The sequence below is a fragment of the Variovorax nivicola genome, assembly GCF_051216475.1.
In the GTDB taxonomy this organism is placed as follows: Bacteria; Pseudomonadota; Gammaproteobacteria; order Burkholderiales; family Burkholderiaceae_C; genus Variovorax.
This window is the reverse complement of sequence record NZ_JBPJZK010000011.1, coordinates 92217-115651: the sequence shown is the minus strand read 5'-3', so window position 1 is coordinate 115651 and position 23435 is coordinate 92217. Positions and strand designations below refer to the sequence as shown.

Genomic DNA, 23435 nt, shown 5'->3' with positions numbered 1-23435 from the left:
ATGTCACTGATCGAGATCCGCAAGCGCAGCCTTTCCATCGAAACGATCTATCACGAGGGCGGTCCGCCGGCTGCGACGCCGCTCAGGCTGGCGGCTGCCTGCGCGGTCATTCACAACCCCTACGCGGGACGGTACGAGCCGGACCTGATGCCCTTCATGGCCGAGCTGCGCTCGCTCGGCACGCTGCTTGCCACCGAACTGGTCGAGGTGCTCGGGCGCGACAAGATCGAGGTCTACAGCAAGGCCGCGATCGTCGGCGTGAACGGAGAGCTGGAGCACGGCGCGGTCTGGCACGAGGCCGGGGGATGGGCCATGCGCAGCATCCTGGGCGAGCCGAAGGCGATCGTTCCCTCGGCCAAGGCGGTTGCCGCCACCGGCTACCGGCTCATGGTGCCGCTGCACTACATCCATGCCGCGTATGTGCGCAGCCATTACAACTCGATGGAAGTGGGCATCCAGGATGCGCCACGCCCGAACGAGATCCTGTTCGCGCTGGTGATGGGCACGGGAGGGCGGGTGCATGCACGCCTGGGCGGGCTCACCAAGGAGCAGGTGGCCGTACACGACGGGCAGCGGTGATGCTCACCATGAAGGCGATCCAGCTCGAGGCACCCGGCGGCCCGGAGGTTCTGCAACTGGTGGAGCTTCCCCTGCCGCAGCCGCAGGCAGGCGAAGTGCGCGTCAAGGCGATGGCTATCGGTGCCGGCGGCCCCGACGTGCTGATCCGCAACGGCACCTACAAGTGGATGCCGCCCATGCCGGCGATTCCCGGCAACGAGATGGCCGGCGTGGTCGATGCCATTGGACCCGGCGTCACGGCCTTGCGGGTCGGCCAGCGCGTGTTCGTGAGCGCGCGGGAACTGAAGCAGCGCGGCGGCTGCTACGCCGAAGCCATCTGCGTGCCCGAGGCCGCGCCATTCGTTCTCCCCGATGCAATCCGCTTCGAGGATGCTGTCAGTCTTGGAAACTTCCAGCTCGCACTGGCCATGCTGTCGAGCAACGGCAACTCGCCTGCGACTTCTATCCTGATTCCCGGTGCGGCGGGTGGTGTTGCCACGGCACTGGTGCAGGTGGCGCGCGATCGCGGCCTGCATGTGATCGGGACGGCCTCGACACCGGAGAAGAAAGACTTCGCACTGGCCAACGGTGCGCACGAAGTCGTCGAGAGCGACCCGAGGGACTTGACCGAGAAGGCCATGCAGCTCACGGGCGGGCGCGGCGTCGACCTGGCCTTCGACCATCTCGGGGGCGCGCACTTCATCGCCTGCCTGCGCGCCCTGGCACCGTTCGGAATGGCGGTCTCCTACAACATCGTCACCGGCCCGCCGGCCGGCGATGTGTTCGAGGAACTGCGCAAGTTGCTGGGCAAGAGCCTCGCGGTGCGTACTTTTTCGATTCACGCCATCGACGCCGATGCCGCTCAACGGCGCGGACTGATGGAGTCGGCCATTGCCCTCATGGCCGCGGGCCGCGTGCGTGCGCCGAAGGCAGAGTTTTTTGCGCTTGAAGACGCGCGCCATGTGCACGAGTTGCTCGACAGCGGAGGCATGCTCGGGAAGAGCGTGTTGCTTCCTGCGGCAATACGAGGGCACTGACTCATCAATCGCTGGAAGGCGCGCACGAGCCACCTTTCGCACCATGTTCCGCTCCTGGCGTGTGGCCGTCGAGACCCCATTGGAGTGCTCAGCCGGCGCTGCGCGCCGCGGGCAGCACGACGGACACCACCGTGCCCCGGCCGGGCCGCGAGCGCAGCCGAACCGTTGCGCCCTGCAGATCAGCCAGCCGCTGCACCGTGGCCAGCCCCAGACCCAGGCCGCGTCCGCGCGCGGCCTGCTGTTCGGGGGCATCGATTCTGTAGAACGCCTCGAAGACCCGCGTCTGATGCTGCGGCGGAATGCCGACACCGGTGTCGCAGACATCGATGCGAATGCCTTCCCGATGCCGCCGCGCGCCCACGAGCACGCCGCCGTGGTGTGTGTGGCGCAGCGAGTTGCTCACCAGGTTGTTGAGGATCCGCGTGAGCATCACGCCGTCGCAGCGCGCCCATGCGCCGGTGGGGCGCACCACTAGCCGCACTCCCTGCGCCTCGGCCACGGCGCGGAAGTGATGGCGAACCTCGTCGAGCAGCGGATCGAGCGCCAGATCGGCGCACCTGGGCGGCGTGCGGCCCGCCTCGATCTGCGTCAGGTCCAGCAGCCCGGCCAACAGCCGGTCGAGAAAGTCGACAGACTGGCGGATCTGCTCGATGCGCCGCTGTAGCCGATCGGCGTCGAGATCCGCGTTCGACAGCGCGTTCGAGAACAGCATCAGGGCCTGCAGCGGCTGTCGCAGGTCGTGGATTGCGGCAGCGAAGAGGCAGGCCTTCGCCCGGCCGGAGGTCTCGAGCAACTGGTTCTTTCGCAAGAGCTCGGCCATGGCCTGCTCGACAGGAGGCTGAAGCTCCGGTGGAGGAGCACGCACAGGGAGCGGGACGCTGTCGAAGGTGTTCCTCCGGTGGTGCAACTGCGACGTCCTCTCCACCGGCACAGGCAGGGGAACGCCGAAGAACCGAAGCATGTGCTGAAGCGAGTTCATACAAACATCTCCTAGAACAGTCCTCTGCGGCGCGCCGCGATCAACGCGACGGTGGCGCAGCACACGAGGTTGATGGCCGAGATCGCGACGAAGAGACCGTCGCGCACGACCCAGGTGCCATACATCACGCCGGTGAGGTTCGCGAGCACCCAGGAGCTCCAGGTCACGAGCGAAATCGCACGCGCGCCGTCGGTGCAGTGCCAGACCGCGACGATCTGCGGCAGGTAGGTAACGGCGCGCACGGAGTTGGTCGCCAGGTAGAGCCAGCTCACGATGGACATCAGCGTGGCGGAAGACTGCAGATCACCACCGGGGCTCATGTGATCGACTCCCCGATGTGGATGGCGTCGTTCATGCCGTAGGCCGATAGCCGGTCGCCGCATCCTGCCATCCAGAGGATCAGCGAGGCCAGCGCAACCACTGCGATCGCCAGCAGCCAGCGGCCGACCCTCGACAGGGTGTCGTCGGTGGACCTGCGTTGTGGGGTCATGCGCTCGTTCTCCTCTGGAATGTCATGCTTGTGCATGGGCATCCAATGTAGGAATCGCGGCGCTGCCCTGGAATACCGCCTTTGGGCCGCGCCCTAGCGTATTTGCGGGATGGGCGCGCTCAGCACGACGCAGGTTCCATGCGCGTCCTGCCGCAGTTCGAGCGTGCCGCCGAGCTTCTCCGCGCGTGCGCGCATGTTGGCGATGCCGCGCCCCTGCGAGCCAGGCGCCAGGCCAGCGCCGAGGCCGTCGTCCTGGATCTCCAGTCGCATCAACTCGCCAGTCTGCTGCAGGCGAAGCTCCACTTGCCGCGCGCGCGCATGCTTCACGACGTTGGTCAGCGCCTCCTGCGTAATGCGCAGTATCTGCAGCGTCGTGTGGGGCGGCACGCCTTGGGCGTCTTCGGGCATGTCGATGGTCCAGGCCGCCCGCACGCCTGCTGCTTCGAGCTCACCCTGCCAGCGGAACAGGAAGTCGCCCAGGGCGGTGCGCAGGTCGTGGTCTTCCGGCGCGAGCGCGTCCAGCGCGAGCCGCATGTCGGCGATGCAGGCGCGCAGCGACTCTTCGATTTGCAGGCGGCTCATGTCGCCGCGTTCCACCCGCGAGAGCGATGTGAAGAGCTTCGAGCCGAGGCCGTCGTGGATCTCGCGCATGATGAGCTGCCGCTCCTCGGCAGCGGCGTTCTGCCGCTCCAGTGCCGCCAGGCGGAGGTAATTGGCAGACAGGCTGCGCTCCCGGTCGGCCACGCGCGACTCCAGCGATTCGTTGAGCTGCTCCAGGGAGGTGAGCACCCTTGTGAAGCGCAGCGACAACAGCACGCCCATCGTCAGCAGCAGCAGGTTCGCGGCGTGGTGAAGCAGGAACAGGCGATGTCCCGCCCAACCCGGCAGCACGCGGTCGATGAGTGCCGCATCCCACGAAATCAGGTAATCGTGCACGCCCGCGAGCGTTGCCAGCGTGAGAACCGCCGGCATGACAGCCGAAGCCCAGGTGCGTTCGCGCCACACGGCCCAGAACGAGACGGCGATGATCCCGATGCCGATGGGTATCAGCCCGCCGCTCCAGACGCGGTTGACGAGCGGTTCGCCCGCGGAGCCGGCGAGCAGCAGCCACACCGGGCCGATCAGCCAGTACGCAGCCAGCACGCGTTCGAGCCAGCGATGGCGCATGCCGGCGAAGCGCGTGGCGAAGAGCGCCATGACCACGACGAAGCCACCGGTGGCGGCCAGGTAGACGAGCCGCCAGAGCTGCCAGCGCTCCACCGGCACCACCTCGATCACGAAGGTCAGCGTGCGTATTCCCCAGAGCGCAGTCGCGAGTCCGAACAATCCGTAGAGCACCTCGCCCGGGCGTCGCCACCAGATGAACAGGACGAATGCAGAGACGATCAGGCAGGCCAGCACGGTGAGCTGTGGCGCGGTCCGCACCCAGAACTGGCGGCGGTCGTTCGCCTCGCTGAGCACGACGAGAGGGCCGATGTCCACGCGCGGAAAGCGCAGGCTGTGTTCTCCCAGGGCCGGCACTGCGCGCACCATCAGCTCGTTGTCGCCATCGCGCAGCAGGTTGTCGGGCAAGGGCAGCAGGTGTGGACGCTCCCAACGCACGCGCAGTTGGTCCGTCGACTCCGGCACGCTGGCCACCTGTTGGCCGTTGAGCCAGACCTGCCCGCCGCCGTACAGGTAGGGCAGATAGACGGCCCAGGGCCTGGGCGATGCGCTCTCGCGCTTGAAGTCGATGCGGAACCAGGTCGGGCCCTGAGGGGACGCAACACCGGGCTGCGGCGCGACGCTTGGCAGCGTCACGCTTTGCCACGGGGCATCGGGCGCGGGCGGCGTGAGTCCAGAGGCATCCAGGCGCAACGCGTGCTGCGATGACGCAGATTCATTCGCCTGGTCGGCACTCCTTGCGTCGGCAGCGCCGGCGATGACCAGCGCAACCAGCAGCAGGCTCCGCAATCCTGGCCATGTCACAGCAGTCCCATCTGATTGGCCTCGTAGACAGCCTCCCCGCGCGAGTGCACCGCCAGCTTGCGATAGATCTTCTTGACGTGCGCCACCACGGTGTGCGGCGAGATCTCCAGGAGTTGTCCGATCGCGTCGAAGCTCAGGCCCTTGGCCGTCAGGCGCAGCAACTCCGTTTCCCGTGGTGTCAGCACCGCATCGCGCGGGCCTTCGTCACGCGGCTGGACCGTGGCCGTGCGCATCCGCGCCAGGATGCGACGCGCGATGCCGGGGCTGATGGGCGAGCCGCCCGCGTGCAGTTCGTGGATGCTGGTGGCGATGCGGTCGGCGCCGGCATCCTTGAGCAGATAGCCGGTTGCGCCTGCCTCCAGCGCGGCGATCACATGCCGGTCGTCGCCGAACATGGTCACCACGAGCACGTCGCATGCCGAATGGTGAAGCGCGACGCGGCGAATCAGCTCGGTGCCGTCCATGTCGGGCAGGCCGAGATCGAGCAACAGCACATCGGGCGGTTGTGCCGCCAGGAGCGCCATTGCCGCGGCACCGGTCGAGACCGCCGCCGTGAGTGAAAGCCCCGGGTCGGCCAGCACGGCGTCAGAGAACCGGCGCATGAATTCCGGCTCGTCCTCGACTATCAGCACGCGGATTTTCATTCCCACTCCTGGGTGTTCGGGCGCAGTGTACGACTCCATTTTTTGCTTCGGCCTGCCGTTGGGCCATAGCGCCTATGCGGTATCGCCGCGCAGCGGAGTCCCGGTTATTTTCGGAAGAAGTGTCAAAAGGAGCCGTATGTACCGAACTGAAGATGTCCTGGCGCGTGCGCATTCAGCCTGTGGACGGGGCACTGTCTATTGGCTCGGTGAAGGAGGGCGCACCGCAGATGCGGCATCGCCGACGAGTGCGTTGCCGGTCGGCAAGCTGTGGCCGAAGCTTCCTCTGGAGCAGCAACAGGCCCTGGAGCCATTGGCCCTGGCGGCAGGGCTCGATGTGCACGATCCGGCACTGGTGGTGCGCGCCTGCGACTGCTCGGGCTTCGTGTGCTGGGCGCTTGGCTTCAGCAGAAAAAGCAAGCCCGCGCCTTATACGGACGCTGCCGGATGGATCTACACGGACAGCATCTGGGCCGACGCCATGGGCGCCGGCGTGCGCTTCGAACGCCGGGCCAGGGCCACGCCCGGCGCGCTGGTCGTCTACCCGAAGGCGGGAAGCGGCGAGAACTACGGCCACGTAGGGATCGTGATGGAGGCCGATGCCGATGGGCGCGCCCGCCTGGTGGCGCATTGCTCGGCGGTCAATTTCAAGGTGGCGCCGTTCGACGCCATCAAGATCACCTCGCCGGAGATTTTCGAGCAGCAACCGCGCAGCATCTATGCATGGTGTCGCAGCGTTTTGGGCTGATTTGCTGTCAAGGAACTCAGGTGTCGCTCCACTTGCGAAGCAGGTTGTGATACGTGCCCACCAGCGTGCGGCGCGCCGATTCGTCGGCGCCGCTCTGGTTCAGGCGCTGGATCGCGTTGTCCATGTCGAACAGCAATGCGCGGTCGCCCGCGTCGCGCACGAGGCTCTGCACCCAGAAGAAGCACGCGAGCCGCACGCCGCGCGTGATGGGCGTCACCTGGTGCAGGCTGGTGGCGGGGTAGAGCACCATGTCGCCGGCCGCCAGCTTCACGGTCTGCATGCCGTGCGTGTCTTCCATCTGCAGCTCGCCGCCGTCGTAGCTGTCGGCGTCCGACAGGAAGAGCGTGGCCGACAGGTCGGTGCGCAGCTTGCGGCCGGTGCGCGGGTTGATGCGCACGCCGCCGTCCACGTGCAGGCCGAAGCGCATGCCTTCGCTGTAGCGGTTGAACATCGGCGGGTACAGCAGGTTGGGCAGTGCCGCGCTGATGAAGGTCGGGTGGCGTTCGAGCGCACTCGCCACGATGGCCTGGCATTCGTGCGCCACCGCCGAGCCTTCGTCGATCTGCTGGTTGAACTTGACCGGCGCGCCCTGGTGGCCCGCGGTGACGCGGCCGTCGACCCAGGCATCGCCCGCCGCATCGAGGCGCGCGCGAACCTCCGCGAGCGCTTCGCTGTCGAGGACGCCGGGAATGCAGACCAGCATGTTGTGTCGAATGCTCCTGGGGAAACTCAGAGCCGATAGGTGAGCGACAGTGTGGCGGCGCGGCCCGAGCCTGGCACCGCGCGGCCGCCGTCCGAGGGGATCAGCGCGTCGTAGTAATGGCGGTTGGCCAGGTTGAACAGGTTCAGCCGGATGTCGTACTTGGGCTGATGGTAAGCCACCATCGCGTCGAGCCGCGCATAGCCTCCGACCTGTACGAGGTCGGTGTTGTTGGCGAAGCGCTTGGCGCTGTAGGTGGTGCCGCCGCCGATCTCCCATTCGGGCGTGATCGCGTAGGTGGCCCACAGGCTGGCCGCGTCCTTCGGCGTGTTGGCGGGCACCTTGCCGAGCGTGCCCGGGGCGATGCCGTCGATGATGGTCGCGTCAAGGTGCGTGTAGGCGCCGAACAACTGCAGCTTGTCGGTGACGCGGCCCGCGACGCCGGCGCGCGCGCCGTTCACGCGCACCGTGCCGGTCGCGCTGTAGGTGCCGTCGCTGTTCTGCGAGCGCGCGTTGGTCTGCGTGATCTGGAAGGCGGCGGCTGTCAGCGAGAGGTTGCCGTCGTTCAGGTCCCACTTGCCGCCGACTTCATAAGCTTTGTTCTTCTGCGGCGGCAGCGGCTGCGTGCTGCCCGTGGTGGCCACCAGTTGTTCGAGCGAGGGGTTGAACGACGTGCTGTACGACACGTAGTACGACTGCTCGGGCGTCGGCTGCCAGATGGCGCCGGCGCGTACGCTGGTGAAGTCGACGGTCTGGCTTTCGGTGGCGAGCGTGGTCGCGGTCGGAATGCTGTTGTAGATGCTCGCGCGGTAGTGGTCTTGTCGCACACCAGCCACCAGCTTCCACTGCGGGCTCAGCTCGATGGTGTCGTTCACGTAGCCGGCCACGGTCGTCGCGCTCGCGGTGGCGAGGTTGCCGGGCAGCGAGGGCGCAGTGCTCGGCGTGTTGCCCTGGTAGGGCGCGAGCAGCGGCGAGCAGGTGGCATAGCCGCTGGTGCCGCCCGCCGGGTTCAGAGCCACGCCGGCGCAGGTCCCGTTGCGGTAATAGGCCTGGTTGTCGTAGGTGTCGTGGCCCAGCTCCAGGCCGGCGAGCAGCGTGTGCTTGATCGAGCCGGTGCTGAACTTGGTGTTGAGCTCGGTGAGGTTGAACAGCGACTTGTCGTGGATCGTGCGGTCGTGGCTTTGTTGCCGCACCCACAGGCTGCTCAGCGGCAGCGACGAGAACGCAGCCGCCGGCACGGCCGTGGTGCCGGTGGAGAAGGGCGTGAACACGCCCTTGGCCGACAACGTGCCGATGCTCTGCGGCGCGGTCTCGCGCGCATCGGTGGTCACGTCGTTGTACTGCGTCTGGTTGCGGATCGAGGTGTCGGGCGTGAGCTTGTGCTGCACCACCGCGCTGAATGCCTGGATGTCGGAGATCGTGCGGTCGTCGCTGAAGCCGTAGGCCGTGTCGCGGTCGACCTTCACGGGGTGGCCGTTGAGTGGCGACACGCCGTAGTCGGGCTGGTCGCGGTTGTGCTGCACCAGCGCCGAGAGCGTGACCTGCGTCGGCGTGTTGATGCCGAATTTCAGCGAGGCGTCGAGGCCGAAGTCTTTCAGCTTGGTCTGCTCGCGCGTGCTGGCGTCGCCCTGCTGGCCCATGGCCGCGATGCGGAAGGCCGAGGTGTCGGACAGCGGGCGGTTGATGTCGATGGTCGAGCGCACGAGGCCCGTGGTGCTCGCCGACACAGAGACCTCGCCCGCGGGCGTGAGCGACGGTTTCTTCGTGACCTGGTTGATCACGCCGCCGGTGGAGCCGCGACCGAACAGCATCGACGACGGGCCCATCAGCACCTCGACCGATTCGAGCGCGAAGGTGTCGCGGTAGTACTGGGCGCGGTCGCGGGCGCCGTCCAGGTAGATGTCGGTGCGCGCCGAGAAGCCGTTGAGATTGATGTTGGTGCCGATCTGCCCACCCTCGGCGCCGCCGATGGTCAGGCCCGGCACGTTGCGCAGCGCACTCGCAAGCGAGGTCGCGCCCTGGGACTGCATCACCGCCTGGTTGATGACGGTGACGGACTGCGGCGCATCGCGCAGGTCGGCCGGAAGGCGGTTGAGCGAAGACGGGTTTGCGCCGAAGCCGGTCTTGTCCTGTGCGCCCTGCACCTGCACTTCGCGTAGCGTGGCGGGGACGGAGGTGCCGGGGGCGGGCGAAGGCGTGGGTGAAGCGGAGGGCGAGGAAGCCGCGGGCTGCGTGGCTTGCTGCGCGAATGCGGTGGGGAGAGACGAAGCGCACAGGCCGATCAGGGCAAGTGCGATGGGTGTGCGGTGACGCATCGGGCGAGTGGAGCGGGTCATCGTGAGGGCCTTGGGGGACGATGCAAACGAAAGCAGCATCGGCCGGCATTCTGGCTGCGAATGACTCTTGTTTGAAGCATTCCTCGATGGGTGTTTGGCCGAGGAGACAGCCTCCTGTCTTTACATGCGGGGTCAGGTGGAGGACAGGTTTCGCCGGCTGCCATGGTTGCGCGAAATCGACGCCGGGCCTCGCGCCTGTCTTTTTTGTAACGGCGCTGCGGCACACTGTCGGGCCGTAGATGTCCCGCAAACAGCTTCTTTTTCGATGACGACCTCCACCACCTCGCTCCAGACTTCCGCAGAACACGTGCGTAGCGCGATCCGCGCCGCCACCACCGGCCTCGTCGGCCGCGAGCAACTGGCGGAGCTGATCGTGCTCTCCGCCGTGGCGCAGGAACATCTGCTCGTGGTCGGCCCGCCCGGCACTGCGAAGAGCGCCGTGGTGCGACGCGTGGCGCAGAGCATGGGCGGCCGGTACTTCGAATACCTGCTGGGCCGTTTCACCGAGCCGTCCGAACTGTTCGGTCCGGTCGATCTGAACAAGCTGCGCGCCGGCACGGTCGAGACCGACGTGAGCGGCATGCTGCCCGAGGCAGACGTCGCCTTCCTCGACGAGGTGTTCCTCGGCTCCACCGCCATCCTCAACACACTGCTGGGCGTGCTCAACGAGCGCCGCTTCCGGCGCGGCCATACGCAGCTGCATTGCCCGCTGCGCGTGTGCGTAGGCGCGGCCAATGCGCTGCCCGACGACGAAGGGCTTGCCGCCTTCGGCGACCGCTTCCTGCTGCACGTCTTTATCGAGCCCTTGCCCGACCACCAACTCGAAGCCATGCTGAGCGGCGGCTGGCAGTCGGACCACGCGCCCGTGGCCCCGGGCGGCGCGCTGGCCGATCTCGACGTGCTTTGCCAACAACTCAGGCAGGTTGACCTGAGTGGCGTGCAGCCGGCACTGGCCAATGCCATCCGCAAGCTGAGGCAGGCGGGCGTGCAACTGTCGGACCGGCGCATTGTCAAGTCGCAGCGCCTGCTGGCCGCGGCCGCCGTGCTGGCGGGCCGGCTCGAAACCACAGAGGCCGATCTCTGGCCCTTGCTCTATGTGCTGCCGACGCAGGAGGCACAACAGAGCGCGCGCGACGTGCTGCGCGACGCCTTTGCCAACGCCACGCATCCCCATCTGCTGAGTGCGGTGGAAGAGGCCACGCTGCAGCCGCTGTCGCGCGCCGTGCGGCTGGCCGAGACTGCGCGCGCCTGCCTCGCGGCAGAGCCAGCGTCGGCACGCACCCGGACCGAGAGCGTGCTGCGCGAGATTGACGCCAACTTCAGCAGCGAGCTGCTGCCGGAGTCCCTGACCGCGCTGCGCACCCAACTCGTCGACCGTCTGGCTGCCGCCGCATGAGCGGTGGTGTCGTGACGCCGCTCGAATGGCGTTGGCGCTCGCGCGCCGAGCCCTTGCCCGCGCAGGCGGCCGTGGCATGGGGCGCGGCGGCGCGCGCATTGCATGCGCGGCTGTTGCAGCTTGCGCCGGAGCTGCAGGCCGGCCTGTCTGCCATGGCCGGTCGCGACCTGCTGGTGGTGACAGGTGAAGCCGACGCCTTGCCTTGGGTCAACGGAGTGGCCTACGCGGGTCCGACCCACGAGGCCCCCGGCCTGTGGCTGCCCACAATCGAAGCGCCCGACCTGCCCCTGGACCTGATCGCACGGAGCCTGCAGCGCGAGCACCCGAAGCGCCAGCCCTTGCTGCTGTGGCCTCGGCCGGCGCTCGTGCTGCCGCTCGACCGGCTGCTGCCGCTGTCGGCCGAATTGCTCGCGCGCATCGGCATGCACTGGAGCGGCGCTCGCGCATGAGCACGACAGAGCTTCCCGATGCCCTGAAGCCATGGAGCCCCTGGCTGGCCTGGTTCGCGCCCGAGATGGCCGCCGAGCTCGGCGCGCTGGTGCAGCGCATGCAGCCGCTGCTGGGCCGCTTTCGTGGCCAGACGCGCGGCGGCGTGCCCGAGCCCGACGGGCTCGACGACCTGCGCCGCCGTGGCCCCTACGAGCGCCTGCTCTCTACCGAGTGGTTGCTGGCCGACGAACTTCCCGACGAATTTTTGCGTCGCGCCGCCTCCAGCGAGCACCTGTTCCTGGCGCCGCGCCCGCGGGCACGCGAGGCCGAGAAGAGCATCGTCGCGATCTTCGATGCCGGGCCGCGGCAGTTCGGTGCGCCGCGGCTCGGGCAGCTCGCGCTCTGGATCCTGCTGGCAAGGCGCGCGGCGCAGATCGGCGGCGTATTCCAGTGGGGCGTGCTGCAGTTGCCTGGCGGCCTGGATGGCGCGGGCGATGTGCGGCAACTGCGCTCGCTGCTCAAGGCGCGCGACTTCGACGTCGGCAGTCCCACGCATGCGAGTGCCTGGCGCGAGGTGCTGGCCGATATGGAGCACGCGCCGGGCGAGAGCTGGCTGATCGGCTCGGCGCCGGCGGAGCAACCCGCAAACGAACGCTGGACCAGCCACCGCGTGTGCCTGCAGCGCGCGGTACTGGGCGACGTGCTCGATGTGTCGCTGAGCGACCGCAGCGGGCTGCGGCGTGCGCAATTGCCGCTGCCGTCGGCGAAGGCCGGCGTGCCGCTGCTGCGTGGTGAGTTCACGCAGAGGGCGCCGGACACGTTGCACCGGCGTCATGGCGGCCGTATTTCGCTGCAGCGGCCGCCGATCATTTCTCCGTCCGGCACGCACGTGGCGGTGCAACTGCTCGACGAACCCGGCCTGCTGGTGTTCGCCGTGCCAGGTGCGAAGCAGCGCAAGGCGGCCAAGCCCAAGTACCAGTACTGGGGACAAGCGCTCGTGCCGCTGGCTGTCATGCTTCTGGGCAAGCGCACGGGGGCGCTGCTGGGCTACGAACGCTCGATGTACTTCTGGCAGGTGCCCGGGCTCGGCAATTTCACCGCTCCCGACGCCGAGGAGTTTCGCGCGCCGCCGGGGCTGGCGGTCTGGCTGCCTTCCGCATGGCTGCACGACAGGCAGAACCAGCGCGTCTGCATGATCGACCGCGACGGCAAGCTTGTGATCTGGAACGCGATGCCGGGCGTCAGGCCGGACCCCGAGGCTGGCGCACCGACGCTGGTCGAGAGCAAGGTCGTCGGCATGCTGCAATGGTCGGAACTCGGCGTGGTCTATGCGGCCGTCCATGACAACCAGTTGGTGCTGCGGCGCCTGGGTGCGGTAGACGGGCCGGCATCGGTTCAGGTGATCTGCACCCCCGTCGACGAAACACGCGTGCTCTTTGCCAACAGCTGGCAGTGGCGAAGCGGCGTGGGCGGCATGGCCCTGCGCGTCGCGACCGAACCCCACGACGTCTGGCGCATCCACCAACCCGATCCGGCATCCGTCGGCGGACAGCACGGCAGGTATCCACAGAAGTGGAAGACCTTCGAGATCCGCGCCCCGCGCGCCCTGGCGCTGATCGACGACAGCACGCACGGCCGTTACGCGCTGCTGAGCCTTTCGCCGTCGCTCGACGGGCTGGACCTGCATGCGCAGAACGGTACCGAAACCATCTACAAGGCGTCCGAGCGCATCGAGAAGATCAGCGTGTGTCCCTGCACGGGCCTGGCCGTCATGCTGACCGTGCACAAGAAAATCATCGTCTACGCGGTACCCCAGCGGGTGTTGCGCGCGATGCTGCATGGCGAAGGAGCGAGCAGCGATGCCAAGGCCGCCTGAGTTCCTTGCAATGCCCGCCGCGCAAGTGCGCCACCCGTTGCTCAAGGGGCGGCAGCCGGTGGCAGGGCTCTGGTTTCCGTCGGACTGGTTCGACGAGGCCGCGCGTGCCCGCCGTATCGTCGACGCATGGCGCGCCGGCGCGCAGGCGTTCCGCTTCGCCGAAGGGGATCTGCTGCGTTTCGTGGCCCCGGTTTCGCTCGACTGCGATCACGCCACAGGCTGGCCGTTGCGTCGGGAAGGACAGGCGCTTTGCTCAGCCGAACTCGATCCCGCCGAGCGTGCCGGGTTGCCGCCGGCCGACGTCTGGCTCGTGAACGGCGGCGAGGTGCTGGCCCTGCGGCTTGCGCAGGCCGAGCCGCTCGATCCGTCACTGTGGCTGGCCCCTGGTCCGGTCTTGTTCGACACCTTCGATTGCCGTGAAACCTTGCCCGAACCCGTTGTGCTCGATGCCGACGGACACACGCTGCGCGAGGTGCTCGGCGATGCCGTACCGCCGGCCAGCGCAGCGCAAGCCGAATTCCTCAAGGCATTGGCCGAGCGTGCGCAACGGGAGAAGGTCTTGAAGCAGGTCAATGCCGGACAGGGCGCGAACCCCGACAGCGGCCATCATCGCGGCGGTGGAGCGGGCATATCGATGCGCACGGTGGCGTGGCTGGCCGGCATCGCGGCAGCGTTGTTTTTCGCGCGTGCGTTGTTCTATGGGCTGGAAGGCCCGTCGACCACGCTGCCACCGGGGACGCCGGCCAGGACCCACGTGGCGAGCTCGCAGGTCGATGCGTCTTCGCTGTGGGTGTCGTTGATTGTGTTCGGACTGGTGTTGTTGCTTGCATGGTGGGGGTTCCGCCGGAATGCACACGAGGTGGGGCGTGCCGCGCCAAGACCTGCTCCGGCACCGCGCCCAGCCGGGCGGTCGCCGAAACCGCTGAAGCAGCGCGGCACCGCACAGCCGGGCCGCTCACGCTGGCGCGACTGGGTGGCCCGTCTGGCGATCACGTCGCGGCTGTCGCGTCTGCTGGGCCGCCAGCAGGCCGCATACCTGAGCCGCATGCTCAAGATGTTCGACGACGGCGACCTCGAACAGGCGCTGCGCCACGCGATTCCGTTGGGCGGCGATGCGCAATCGCTCGGGCAGGCTTTCGGCACGCCGGGGCCTCGCAGCAACCTGTCGCTGAGCGGTTCGCTGGGGCAGGGCCCCAGCATCAACCTCGGCAACGATTTCGAGGCCCATCTGCGCCAGCTCTATCGAAAAACCTACGAGAAGCTGGACCGTGAAGGCCGCATCGACGAGGCCGTGTTCGTGCTGGCCGAGTTGCTGCAAGCGCGCCAGGAGGCGCTCGACTACCTCGAGAAGCACCAGCGCCATGCGCAGGCCGCCGAACTCGCGCTGGCCTGGGACTGGCCGCCCGCCGTCATCGTGCGCCTGCTGTGCCTGGCCGGCGACTGGCGCCGCGCGCTGGCCGTGGCGCGGCGTGACAACGCATTTGCCAGCGCCGTGCTGCAGATGCAGGAACGCTGGCCAGACGCCGCAAACCGCCTGCGCGAGGAGTGGGGCCAGGCGCTGGCGCAGCAGGGCGAGTGGCTGAAGGCGGTCGACGCCGTGTGGCCGGTGGCCGCACTGCGCGAGCAGGCCGCCGCCTGGTTGCTGGCCGCGGAGGCCGCGGGCGGGCAGCTGGCGGCTCGTGCGCTGGTGCAGCGCGCACTGCTGCTGCCAGACACCCTGCAAGCCTGCGCGGCGCGACTGCGGTCACTGCGCGACGATCCACTGCTGCATGGCGAACGTGCGGCGCTGGCTGTTGCGCTGAATGCGGCATCGGGACACACCGATACCTCGCGCGGGCTGCTGGCCGTGCTGATGCCGGCGCTGTTGGCCGATCAGTCCCAGGGGCTGGGCCGGCTGGACAAGAAGGCGCTGCAGTCGCTGATGCGGCTGAATGCCGACACGCTGCTGCAGGCCGATCTTCCGGGCGGCGAGCTGCCTGGCATCGACGCCAGACCGCTCCTGAAGCAATCGGCGCCACTGAGCTTCGAGGCGCCTGCCGCGGGCGTCCATGCGGTGCTCGATGCCGTGCTGCTGGACGAAGACCGCTATCTCATCGCCACCGGCGAGGCCGGCGCGCTCATGACCGACGCTACCGGCCGCGTGCTCGCACGCTTTGCCGTGCCGGCGTACCGCCTGGTGGTGGCGCACAGCGGCCAGCTCGCGCTGGCACTCGCGCAGCGCGACGGCCTGTGGCGCGTGAGCCGGATCGACCTTGTGCAGCGGCAGGTCAGCGATCTTGGGTTGAGCGAAATCGACCATTTCGCCAGCGAGTTCGACGGCATCGGCTGGACGGTGGCGCGCGGGCGGCGTATCCAGGTCATCGACACGGGCAGATCCCTGCAGGATGTGCTCTGGCAGGTGAGTGACCTGCCTGGCGTGGTGACGCAACTGTTGGTCACGCGCGAGGTGGAGCAGTTCATTGTTGACGATGAGAGCCTGGGGCCATGCCTTTGGCGCTATCAGTGTCCGCAGCGTCGCCTGTTGAGCCGTGAGCCTCTGGCGATCTCGGCTAGGGAGCTGTCGCGGCGGCTGCTGCATCCGCAGTCGATTCCGCTGAGCTTGAGCGGCGAGTACGTAGAAGACGGGCGCTTTGAATTGAACTGGTTGGGGCCGGGCGGGATGAACGGCCGCGTTCGCTTCTTGACCACGGACGCCGGCGAGTTGCAGTCGTGGATTGACCGCGACTGGCTGGTGTTGCGGCCGTCCGACGCCCCGCGCGACATGTTGCTGCATCAACTGCGTGGTGGGAGTGTGGGGGCGTCGGTTGCTTGGCCTCCCGACGCGGCGGTGCACGCCCGTCCCGTCGCCAACGGCTGGCTGCTCTTCGACGATCAGGGCCGCGTGCTGCACCTCGACACCGAGCGCAGCACGACGACGGGTTTCGCCATCCGTTGACCTACTCCCAGGGCGTAGGCGCCGGAATCTCGCACACCGGCTCCACGTCGATGCTCTTGAAATCCGCCGGCGAGACGATTTCCAGGTACTCCATGTCGGGCGAATAGTCGAACAGGAAGTGCCGGATGCCCGGGCGCTGGTGCACCACGTCGCCGGCCTCGACCAGCGTTTCCTTGTCTTCGTACATGAAGCGGGCCCAGCCCTTGACCATGATGACGATCTGGAAGTCCGCCTCGTGGCGGTGCCAGCCGGTGCCCGTTTCCGGTGCCATGTTGGCCTTGACGAGATGCGCAATCACTTTGCCGTTGGTGGCTTCGGCGATGCCCAGGTCGCGATAGAGAAAAAAGTCACGCAAACCACCCGATACGAACTCTGTGTCGCCGGGCTTCACGTGGGAGAACTGGGTGGCGGTACGGTCCAGCATGGGGCGCTCCTTCGCAGGTGGTGGTGTGGTGCGGTGCAGCACGCATAAAACGTTCCCGGCGGCGGGATTCAGCGGCCTGCGAAACCGTCGGTTGCGCGCAGCAGCCGGTCGAGGATGCCGGGCTCCGAATAGGCATGCCCCGCGCCCTCGACCAGATGGAACCCGGCCTCGGGCCAGGCCTTGTGCAGCGCCCAGGCGTAGCGCGCGGGGCAGGGCATGTCGTAGCGGCCGTGCACGATCACGCCGGGAATGCCGCGCAGCCGGTGTGCGTCGCGCAGCAACTGGTCTTCTTCGAGCCAGGCGTCGTGCACGAAATAGTGGTTTTCCAGCCGCGCGAAAGCCAGCGCGAAATGGTCGTCGGCATGCGCCTCGGCAATTGCCGGGCTTGGCAGCAGGGTGATGGTTTCGGCCTCCCATACGCTCCAGGCGCGCGCCGCCTCGATGCGCGCCACAGGGTCGTCTCCGGTGAGTCGCTTGCGGTAGGCCGCGATCATGTCGCCGCGCTCGGCCTCGGGAATGGGAGCCTGGAACTTCTCCCACTTGTCGGGGAACATCTCCGACACGCCGAACTGGTAGTACCACCGGAGCTCTGCCCGGGTCACGGTGTAGATCCCGCGCAGCACCAGTTCGCTCACGCGTTCGGGGTGCTTCTGCGCATAGGCGAGCGCGAGCGTCGACCCCCACGAACCGCCGAACACCAGCCAACGGTCGACACCGGCGCGCTCGCGCAGGCGCTCGATGTCGGCGACCAGATGCCATGTGGTGTTGGCCTCCAGGCCAGCGTGCGGCAGGGACCGGCCGCAACCGCGCTGGTCGAACAGCATCAGGTCGTAGCGCGCCGGATCGAACAGCCGCCGGTGTTCGGGCGAGATGCCGCCGCCAGGGCCGCCATGCAGGAACACCGCGGGCTTGGCGCCGGGCGTGCCGGCACGCTCGTAGTAGATGCGATGGCCATCGCCTACGTCGAGCATGCCGCTTTCATACGGTTCGATCGGAGGGTACGGCTGGCGCAGTTCGGTCATTGGAAGGGTCCTTTGCTTGTCGGTGATTCACGGCGGGTTCGCGCGAGCGTCCGGACTGCGCATCGTCGCATGTTGGAGCGGGGCTAGGACGCCACGTCCTTGGCCAGCCGCAGTAGATCGTCCACCTCCCAGTGATCGTCGGCATGCTCTCCGTAGTGGGCGGCAACGACGCGCCCGCGCGCATCGATGAGAAAGTCCGCTGGCAATCCGAGGATGCCGTTCTCGGCCTTGCGATAGAAGCGGCCGGTGGCCAGTACCCAGCGCATGCCACTCCAGAAGACCCGCGGGTTCAGCAACGCGCGCCATGAGGTCTCGACGCCGTAGGCGCGGTAGAAGTCCTTTTTCAGGTCGGCGACGCAGTCGAAAGGCAGTTGCGACTGGTACTTCAGCATTTCTTCGCGTGACGAGTGAAAGAACACCACTTGTCGTATGCCGGCCGCGGCGATCTCGGGCTGACGGCGTGCCATGACCATCAGGTGGAAGTTGCACACCGGGCAGCCCGCGAATCGGCGGAATTGCAGGTGCAAGTACTGCGTTTCGAAGCCTTGAGTGGCGATGGCTTTGCCGTGAATCGTCTGCAAGCGAAGCGGCGGAGCAACGGACCCTGGAAGTAGTTTCATGTCGGCGAGTTGGAGTGGATAGTAAACGTACAGTGTACGTATATGAATATAATCAGGCTACCAAGCTCGAGTCAATGGGAACGCGATGGGACGACCTGCGAAATTCACGCATGCACAACTGCAGTCGGCGGCACTGCGGCTGCTCGATCGCGAGGGCCTGTCCGGCCTGTCGATGCGCGCCCTGGCCGACGAGCTCGGCACGGGGGCCATGACCCTCTACAACTATGTTCCGCAGCGCGAGGCGATCAACCTCCTGGTCGTGGAGGCGGTGATCGCGCAGGCGCATTGGGAGCCTGTGCCCCATGACGATTGGCGGGACGAGGTCCGTGCCATCGCTACGGCGCTCTGGCGCGCGGTGCGCTCGCACCCGCATGCAATTCCATTGATCCTGACGCGCCGCAGCCGCGCGCCCGCCGTGTTCGAGATCACCGAGGCGCTGTTGTGCGCACTGGCGCGAAGCGGACGCTCGGGCCCGGAGCTGCTGGTGGCGTTCCGCGCAGTGTCCGCCTTGATCATGGGGCTGGCGCAGGCCGAGCTGGCCGGCCCGCTTTCGCTGCAGGCGGCGGAGTCGGCGGACGAAACCATTGCGCGGTTTCGCGCACTCCCGGCGCAGCGGTTCCCCCACCTCATCGAGATTGCTTCGGCCGCACTGGAAAGCACGGCCGAAGAAGAATTCGAAGCCGGCCTCGATCTGCTGCTGGCAGGCCTTGATCGCTAGCGCGGGTGCACGAATCCTCCTGTCGGATGCACCGGGAAAGGCGCGCTTGACGCGTTGGCGCACGCCTCAGATACTCAACCACATGGTTCACTCAATCGCCCATCCGGACGCCAACACCCTCGACGCAGTCTTTGCCGCGCTCTCCGATTCCACGCGGCGCGCAGTGCTCGAAACCCTGGGCGAGCGCAGCCTCAGCGTGACCGAGCTGGCCGAGCCGCACGGCATGTCGCTCACCGGCTTCATGAAGCATCTGCGCGTGCTCGAAGACGCGGGCCTCATCTCTCGCACGAAGGAGGGCCGCATCGTGCGCTGCGAGCTGTCGCCCCGGCCCATGCAGGAGGCTGCCGTGTGGCTGTCGCGCTACGAGAAATTCTGGACCGGGCGCCTCGATGCATTGGCGCGCTTTCTCTATCACCAGGAGGAGACCGAATGGCGAACCCTTCCGCCCGAGACCCCGTCGAGCGCCCCTCGCTCACCCTCCGCCGGCACTACCGCGTCGCGCCCGACAAAGTCTGGCGCGCGTGGACCGACCCGCAAGCGCTGAAGCTCTGGTTCGGGCCCGAGGAAATCGTCTCGGTGCCGATCGCCGAGGTCGACCTGCGCGTGGGCGGCCGCTTCCGCGTGGCCATGCTGGCCAACGACGGCGAAACGCACGACGTGAGCGGCACGTATCTCGAAGTGGTTCCGAACCGAAAACTGGTCTTCAGCTGGGCCTGGCGTAGCACGCCAGAGCGCGAGTCGCGCGTCACCCTGCGCATAGAGCCCGATGCACAAGGCTGCGAACTGGTGCTGCTGCACGAGCTGTTCTTCGACGAAGCGGCGCGCGATGGCCACAACCACGGATGGAGCGGCGCGCTCGTCAAGCTGGAAGGCTGGCTGAGCCTGACGGCTTGAAATGAGCGCCTCCATCGCCGACACAGTCGACGCGATCTACCGCACCGAGGCGCGCCGCATCTTCGCCACGCTGGTGCGCCTGCTCGGCGATTTCGACCTGGCCGAAGAGGCGCTGCACGACGCCTTCCGCTGCGCGCTGGAGCAATGGCCGCGCGACGGCGTGCCCGCGAACCCGCGGGCCTGGCTGGTGTCGGCGGGCCGCTTCAAGTCCATCGACGGCATCCGGCGGCAGGCGCGCTTCACGGCCTGGGATGACGCGGCCGAGCACACTGCCGCACTGGCCGACCCCACGCCCGCATGGGACGACGACGAAGCCGAAGACCTGGAAGACGACCGCCTGCGCCTCGTCTTCACCTGCTGCCATCCGGCGCTCGCGCCCGATGCGCAGGTGGCGCTCACGCTGCGCGAAGTCTGCGGCCTGGCCACCGAGGAAATCGCCCGCGCCTTTCTCGTGCCCGCGCCGACCATCGCCCAGCGCATCGTGCGTGCCAAGACCCGCATCCGCGACGCCCGCATTCCCTACCAGGTGCCTTCGCTGGCCGAACTGCCCGAGCGGCTCGATGCGGTGCTGCGCGTGGTGTACCTGGTGTTCAACGAGGGCTACGCCGCCTCGTCGGGCGACAGCCTCACGCGCGCCGACCTCTCGGCCGAGGCGATCCGGCTCGGCCGCCTGCTGGCCGGCCTGCTGCCCGACGCTGAGGTGCTTGGCCTGCTGGCGCTGATGCTGCTGCACGACTCGCGCCGTGCGGCCCGCACCTCGCCCGCGGGCGACATCGTGCTGCTCGACGCGCAGGACCGCGGCCTGTGGCACCGCGGCCAGATCGAGGAGGGCGCTGCGCTGGTGGAGCGCGCGTTGCTGTCGCGCCGCTTCGGCCCCTACACGCTGCAGGCCGCCATTGCGGCGGTGCATGCCGAAGCAAAAGGTCCCGGTGCCACCGACTGGCCGCAGATCGTCGGCCTGTACGACGTGCTGCTGCGTCTCGATCCCTCGCCCGTGGCCGAACTCAACCGCGCGGCCGCTGTCGCCATGCGCGACGGGCCCGAGGCCGGGCTGGCGTTGATCGACGCGCTGTTCGCGCGCGGCGAGCTGGCCGACTACCACCTGGCCCATGGCGCACGCGCCGAACTGCTGCGCCGCCTCGGCCGCAATAGCGAGGCCCGTGCAGCCTACGAGCGCGCTCTCTCGCTTGCCCGCCAACTGCCCGAGCGCCAGTTTCTCGAGCGGCAATTGGCCGCTCTGCAGCCCGAAACAAAAAAATAAGTCCGGGCGGGCCGTGGCTGTTGTCGATTTGCCGCCTCGCCAATCGACCAGTGGTGTCCACATTCCATCCGCAAAGGAGTCCCGCATGAAATACCTCTGCCTCGTTCACTACGACGAAGCGGTGATCGACCGGATGCCGCCCGATGAGCTACAGGCGCTCAGCGACGAGTCGATGGCCTACGACCAGGAGCTCGCCAGAGGCGACCACTTCATCGCCGCCAATGCGCTCGAACCCGTCAAGCGGGCCAAGGTCGTGCAGGTGCGGGGCGGCAGGCGCTCCCACGTCGACGGCCCGTACGCCGAGGCGCGCGAGCAGCTCGGCGGCTTCATCCTCATCGAGGCGCGCGACCTCAACGCGGCCATACAGCTGGCGGGCCGCATTCCCATGGCGCGCTATGGCGCCATCGAAGTCCGGCCTGTAGAAACCCTTGAAAGGAGGGCGGTATGAGGTACCTCTGCATGATCTACGGCACCGATGACCAGACGCGTCATCTCTCGCCCCTTGAAATGGACATGTACCTGAACGAACACCTCGACTACGACGCACAACTGCGGGCCTACGGCAAGCTCGTCGCGTCCGAGGCGCTGCAGGGCGCCGACACCGCAACCGTCGTGCGCATGCGGCGCAGCAAGCTCTCCGTCACCGATGGCCCCTTCGCCGAAGTCAGTGAGCAGCTGGGCGGCTTCTACCTGGTCGAGGCCGACAGCGAGGAAGAGGCGCTGCAGCTCGCAGCCGGCATTCCGTCGGCGCGCTTCAGCAGCATCGAGGTGCGGCCTGTGAAGTCCATCGCCTGCAGCAGCAACAACAACGATCGGAAAGCATGAGCCTCGTCCGCCACGCAGCACCACCCGCCCGCGCCACGGCGCGCGAATGGACCGGCCTGGCGGTCATCGCGTTGCCGTGCATGCTCTATTCGATGGACCTCACGGTGCTGAACCTCGCGATCCCGTCGATCAGCGAAGACCTCAAGCCCACAGCCTCGCAGCTGCTCTGGATCGTCGACATCTACGGCTTCTTCGTGGCGGGCCTGCTGGTCACCATGGGCACGCTGGGCGACCGCATCGGCCGGCGTCGGCTGCTGCTGATTGGCGCGGGGGCGTTCGGCATCGCTTCGGTGCTGGCGGCGTTCTCGACCAGCGCCAACATGCTCATCGCCACCCGAGCGCTGCTCGGGGTGGCGGGGGCAACGCTGGCGCCGTCCACGCTCTCGCTGATACGCAACATGTTCCTCGACCCGGGGCAGCGCACCGTGGCCATCGGCGTGTGGATTTCGAGCTACTCGGCGGGCGCCGTCATCGGCCCGGTGCTGGGCGGCGTGCTGCTGCAGTTCTTTCCGTGGGGCTCGGTGTTCCTGATCGGTGTGCCGGTAATGGTGCTGCTGCTGGTGCTCGGGCCCTTGCTGCTGCCCGAGTATCGTGACCCCGACGCGGCCCGGCTCGACCTGGCCAGCGTGGCGCTGTCGCTGGGTGCGGTGCTGCCGGTGATCTACGGCGTCAAGCAGATCGCGGAGCATGGCATGCATGCAATGCCGGTGCTGTCGATCGTGCTCGGGCTGGTGCTCGGGGCGCTGTTCGTGCGCCGGCAGAAGCGGCTGGCCGACCCGATGATCGACCTGCGGCTGTTCAGCCTGCCGGCCTTCAGTGTTTCGCTCGGCGCCTACATGCTGGCCTGCTTCGTGATGTTCGGCATCTTTCTGTACAACGCCCAGTACCTGCAGCTGGTGCTGGGCCTGTCGCCGTTGCATGCGGGCCTGTGGAGCATGCCGGGCGCGGGCGCTTTCATCGTCGGCTCGATGGTCGTGCCGGCGCTGGCGCGGCGCATGCGCCCGGCCTTCGTGATGGGCGGCGGGCTGGCGGTGGCGGCGCTGGGCTTTGGCATGCTGGCCGTGCTGCCCGCGCAGGACGGGCTGGCCTGGATGGTGAGCAGCGCGGTCATCTCCTCGCTCGGGCTGGCGCCGGTGTTCACGCTGGCGACCGACCTGGTGGTGGGCAGCGCGCCACCGGAGCGCGCGGGGGTGGCCTCGGCAATCTCCGAGACCAGCTCGGAGTTCGGCGGTGCGCTGGGCATCGCGATCCTTGGCAGCATCGGCGCAGCCATCTACCGCAACGCCATGGCCGATGCCGTGCCGATGGGCCTTGCGGGCCCGGCCGAGGTGGAAGCCGCCCGCAGCACGCTGGGCGGCGCGTTCGTGCTGGCCGGGCAACTCGGCGGGAGCGCAGGCGCAGAGTTGCTCGACGCGGGCCGCGAGGCCCTGCTGCACGGCCTGCGCCTCACGGCCGGCATCTGCGCGGCGGTGCTGCTGTTCGTGGGCGGGCTGGTGGCCGTGCGGCTGCGTGGGGCGGGAGGGGCGGTAGCACCCGAAACCCCGGGTGCCGCCGCATTGCCGGAGCGTTGACGAAACC

The 23435-nt window shown here is 67.9% G+C and carries 24 protein-coding genes; 14 read left to right on the top strand and 10 right to left on the bottom strand.

The genetic code is table 11. The features are described from left to right. Both ACSFBF_RS31165 and ACSFBF_RS31160 read left to right on the top strand, forming a co-directional pair. Window positions 1–579 carry an amino acid synthesis family protein gene (locus ACSFBF_RS31165; RefSeq protein ID WP_435459652.1) on the top strand — a complete coding sequence of 193 codons (579 nt, stop codon included), beginning with the start codon at window positions 1–3 and terminating at the stop codon, window positions 577–579. Next, entirely contained in the window at window positions 579–1595 is a 1017-nt protein-coding gene (locus tag ACSFBF_RS31160; RefSeq protein WP_435473809.1) for a zinc-dependent alcohol dehydrogenase family protein, read from the top strand. The genes ACSFBF_RS31165 and ACSFBF_RS31160 overlap by 1 nt, the downstream gene beginning before the upstream one ends. Before the next feature lie 88 nt (window positions 1596–1683). Here the strand turns inward: ACSFBF_RS31160 and ACSFBF_RS31155 are convergent, their stop codons facing one another. The 5 genes from ACSFBF_RS31155 to ACSFBF_RS31135 all read right to left on the bottom strand — a co-directional run bounded on the left by ACSFBF_RS31155 (window position 1684) and on the right by ACSFBF_RS31135 (window position 5676). Further along, on the bottom strand, window positions 1684–2574 hold the full coding sequence (locus ACSFBF_RS31155; protein WP_435473807.1) for a sensor histidine kinase: 891 nt from the start codon (window positions 2572–2574) through the stop codon (window positions 1684–1686). An 11-nt stretch (window positions 2575–2585) separates the two neighbouring features. Further along, window positions 2586–2894, bottom strand: a complete 309-nt coding sequence (locus ACSFBF_RS31150; protein ID WP_435473805.1) for a hypothetical protein — start codon at window positions 2892–2894, stop codon at window positions 2586–2588. Next, entirely contained in the window at window positions 2891–3064 is a 174-nt protein-coding gene (locus ACSFBF_RS31145; protein ID WP_435473803.1) for a hypothetical protein, read from the bottom strand. Before ACSFBF_RS31145 ends, ACSFBF_RS31150 begins: the two co-directional genes overlap by 4 nt. Window positions 3065–3157: 93 nt before the next feature. Further along, on the bottom strand, window positions 3158–5032 hold the full coding sequence (locus ACSFBF_RS31140; RefSeq protein ID WP_435473801.1) for a sensor histidine kinase: 1875 nt from the start codon (window positions 5030–5032) through the stop codon (window positions 3158–3160). Then, on the bottom strand, window positions 5029–5676 hold the full coding sequence (locus ACSFBF_RS31135; RefSeq protein ID WP_435473799.1) for a response regulator: 648 nt from the start codon (window positions 5674–5676) through the stop codon (window positions 5029–5031). The genes ACSFBF_RS31140 and ACSFBF_RS31135 overlap by 4 nt, the downstream gene beginning before the upstream one ends. 250 nt (window positions 5677–5926) lie before the next feature. Between ACSFBF_RS31135 and ACSFBF_RS31130 the strand changes: the two genes are divergently transcribed. Beyond that, on the top strand, window positions 5927–6421 hold the full coding sequence (locus ACSFBF_RS31130) for a CHAP domain-containing protein (RefSeq protein ID WP_435473797.1): 495 nt from the start codon (window positions 5927–5929) through the stop codon (window positions 6419–6421). Window positions 6422–6437: 16 nt separating this feature from the next. On the opposite strand, the gene ACSFBF_RS31125 is transcribed toward ACSFBF_RS31130, so the two are convergent. Beyond that, on the bottom strand, window positions 6438–7124 hold the full coding sequence (locus ACSFBF_RS31125) for a Fe2+-dependent dioxygenase (protein WP_435473795.1): 687 nt from the start codon (window positions 7122–7124) through the stop codon (window positions 6438–6440). Between the two features lie 26 nt (window positions 7125–7150). Beyond that, window positions 7151–9457 carry a TonB-dependent receptor gene (locus ACSFBF_RS31120; protein ID WP_435473793.1) on the bottom strand — a complete coding sequence of 769 codons (2307 nt, stop codon included), beginning with the start codon at window positions 9455–9457 and terminating at the stop codon, window positions 7151–7153. 265 nt (window positions 9458–9722) lie between these two features. On the opposite strand from ACSFBF_RS31120, the gene ACSFBF_RS31115 reads away from it, so the two are divergent. From ACSFBF_RS31115 to ACSFBF_RS31100, 4 genes are read left to right on the top strand one after another with little or no spacing between them, the layout of a single operon-like run. After that, window positions 9723–10853, top strand: a complete 1131-nt coding sequence (locus ACSFBF_RS31115; RefSeq protein ID WP_435473791.1) for an AAA family ATPase — start codon at window positions 9723–9725, stop codon at window positions 10851–10853. Beyond that, window positions 10850–11302, top strand: coding sequence for a bpX5 domain-containing protein (locus ACSFBF_RS31110; protein WP_435473789.1), 453 nt, complete (start codon window positions 10850–10852; stop codon window positions 11300–11302). Before ACSFBF_RS31115 ends, ACSFBF_RS31110 begins: the two co-directional genes overlap by 4 nt. Further along, window positions 11299–13158: a hypothetical protein gene (locus tag ACSFBF_RS31105; RefSeq protein ID WP_435473787.1), complete on the top strand. Its 1860-nt coding sequence runs from the start codon at window positions 11299–11301 to the stop codon at window positions 13156–13158. The genes ACSFBF_RS31110 and ACSFBF_RS31105 overlap by 4 nt, the downstream gene beginning before the upstream one ends. Beyond that, window positions 13142–16093, top strand: a complete 2952-nt coding sequence (locus ACSFBF_RS31100; RefSeq protein ID WP_435473785.1) for a bpX6 domain-containing protein — start codon at window positions 13142–13144, stop codon at window positions 16091–16093. The genes ACSFBF_RS31105 and ACSFBF_RS31100 overlap by 17 nt, the downstream gene beginning before the upstream one ends. A gap of 1 nt (window position 16094) precedes the next feature. On the opposite strand, the gene ACSFBF_RS31095 is transcribed toward ACSFBF_RS31100, so the two are convergent. The 3 genes from ACSFBF_RS31095 to ACSFBF_RS31085 form a co-directional block, all read right to left on the bottom strand. Next, complete coding sequence (locus tag ACSFBF_RS31095) at window positions 16095–16517, bottom strand: cupin domain-containing protein (protein WP_435473783.1); 423 nt, start codon at window positions 16515–16517, stop codon at window positions 16095–16097. Window positions 16518–16585: 68 nt separating this feature from the next. Beyond that, window positions 16586–17539 (bottom strand): prolyl aminopeptidase, encoded by a 954-nt coding sequence (pip, locus tag ACSFBF_RS31090; protein WP_435473781.1) that lies wholly within the window; start codon window positions 17537–17539, stop codon window positions 16586–16588. A gap of 83 nt (window positions 17540–17622) precedes the next feature. Beyond that, window positions 17623–18159, bottom strand: coding sequence for an AhpC/TSA family protein (locus ACSFBF_RS31085; protein ID WP_435473779.1), 537 nt, complete (start codon window positions 18157–18159; stop codon window positions 17623–17625). 85 nt (window positions 18160–18244) lie between these two features. Here ACSFBF_RS31085 and ACSFBF_RS31080 point away from each other — a divergent pair, with 85 nt between their 5' ends. From ACSFBF_RS31080 to ACSFBF_RS31050, 7 genes are all read left to right on the top strand, one after another. Continuing rightward, complete coding sequence (locus tag ACSFBF_RS31080) at window positions 18245–18877, top strand: TetR/AcrR family transcriptional regulator (protein ID WP_435473777.1); 633 nt, start codon at window positions 18245–18247, stop codon at window positions 18875–18877. Between the two features lie 82 nt (window positions 18878–18959). Beyond that, window positions 18960–19421 carry an ArsR/SmtB family transcription factor gene (locus ACSFBF_RS31075; RefSeq protein ID WP_435473775.1) on the top strand — a complete coding sequence of 154 codons (462 nt, stop codon included), beginning with the start codon at window positions 18960–18962 and terminating at the stop codon, window positions 19419–19421. Beyond that, a complete protein-coding gene (locus tag ACSFBF_RS31070) occupies window positions 19307–19771 on the top strand; it encodes an SRPBCC family protein (protein ID WP_435473773.1) in 465 nt (154 codons plus the stop codon). Before ACSFBF_RS31075 ends, ACSFBF_RS31070 begins: the two co-directional genes overlap by 115 nt. 1 nt (window position 19772) lies before the next feature. Further along, window positions 19773–21032 carry an RNA polymerase sigma factor gene (locus ACSFBF_RS31065; RefSeq protein WP_435473771.1) on the top strand — a complete coding sequence of 420 codons (1260 nt, stop codon included), beginning with the start codon at window positions 19773–19775 and terminating at the stop codon, window positions 21030–21032. A gap of 85 nt (window positions 21033–21117) precedes the next feature. Continuing rightward, on the top strand, window positions 21118–21480 hold the full coding sequence (locus tag ACSFBF_RS31060) for a YciI family protein (protein ID WP_435473769.1): 363 nt from the start codon (window positions 21118–21120) through the stop codon (window positions 21478–21480). After that, window positions 21477–21857, top strand: coding sequence for a YciI family protein (locus tag ACSFBF_RS31055; RefSeq protein ID WP_435473767.1), 381 nt, complete (start codon window positions 21477–21479; stop codon window positions 21855–21857). Before ACSFBF_RS31060 ends, ACSFBF_RS31055 begins: the two co-directional genes overlap by 4 nt. After that, on the top strand, window positions 21854–23428 hold the full coding sequence (locus ACSFBF_RS31050) for an MFS transporter (protein ID WP_435473765.1): 1575 nt from the start codon (window positions 21854–21856) through the stop codon (window positions 23426–23428). Before ACSFBF_RS31055 ends, ACSFBF_RS31050 begins: the two co-directional genes overlap by 4 nt. The last annotated feature ends 7 nt before the right edge of the window (window positions 23429–23435 follow it).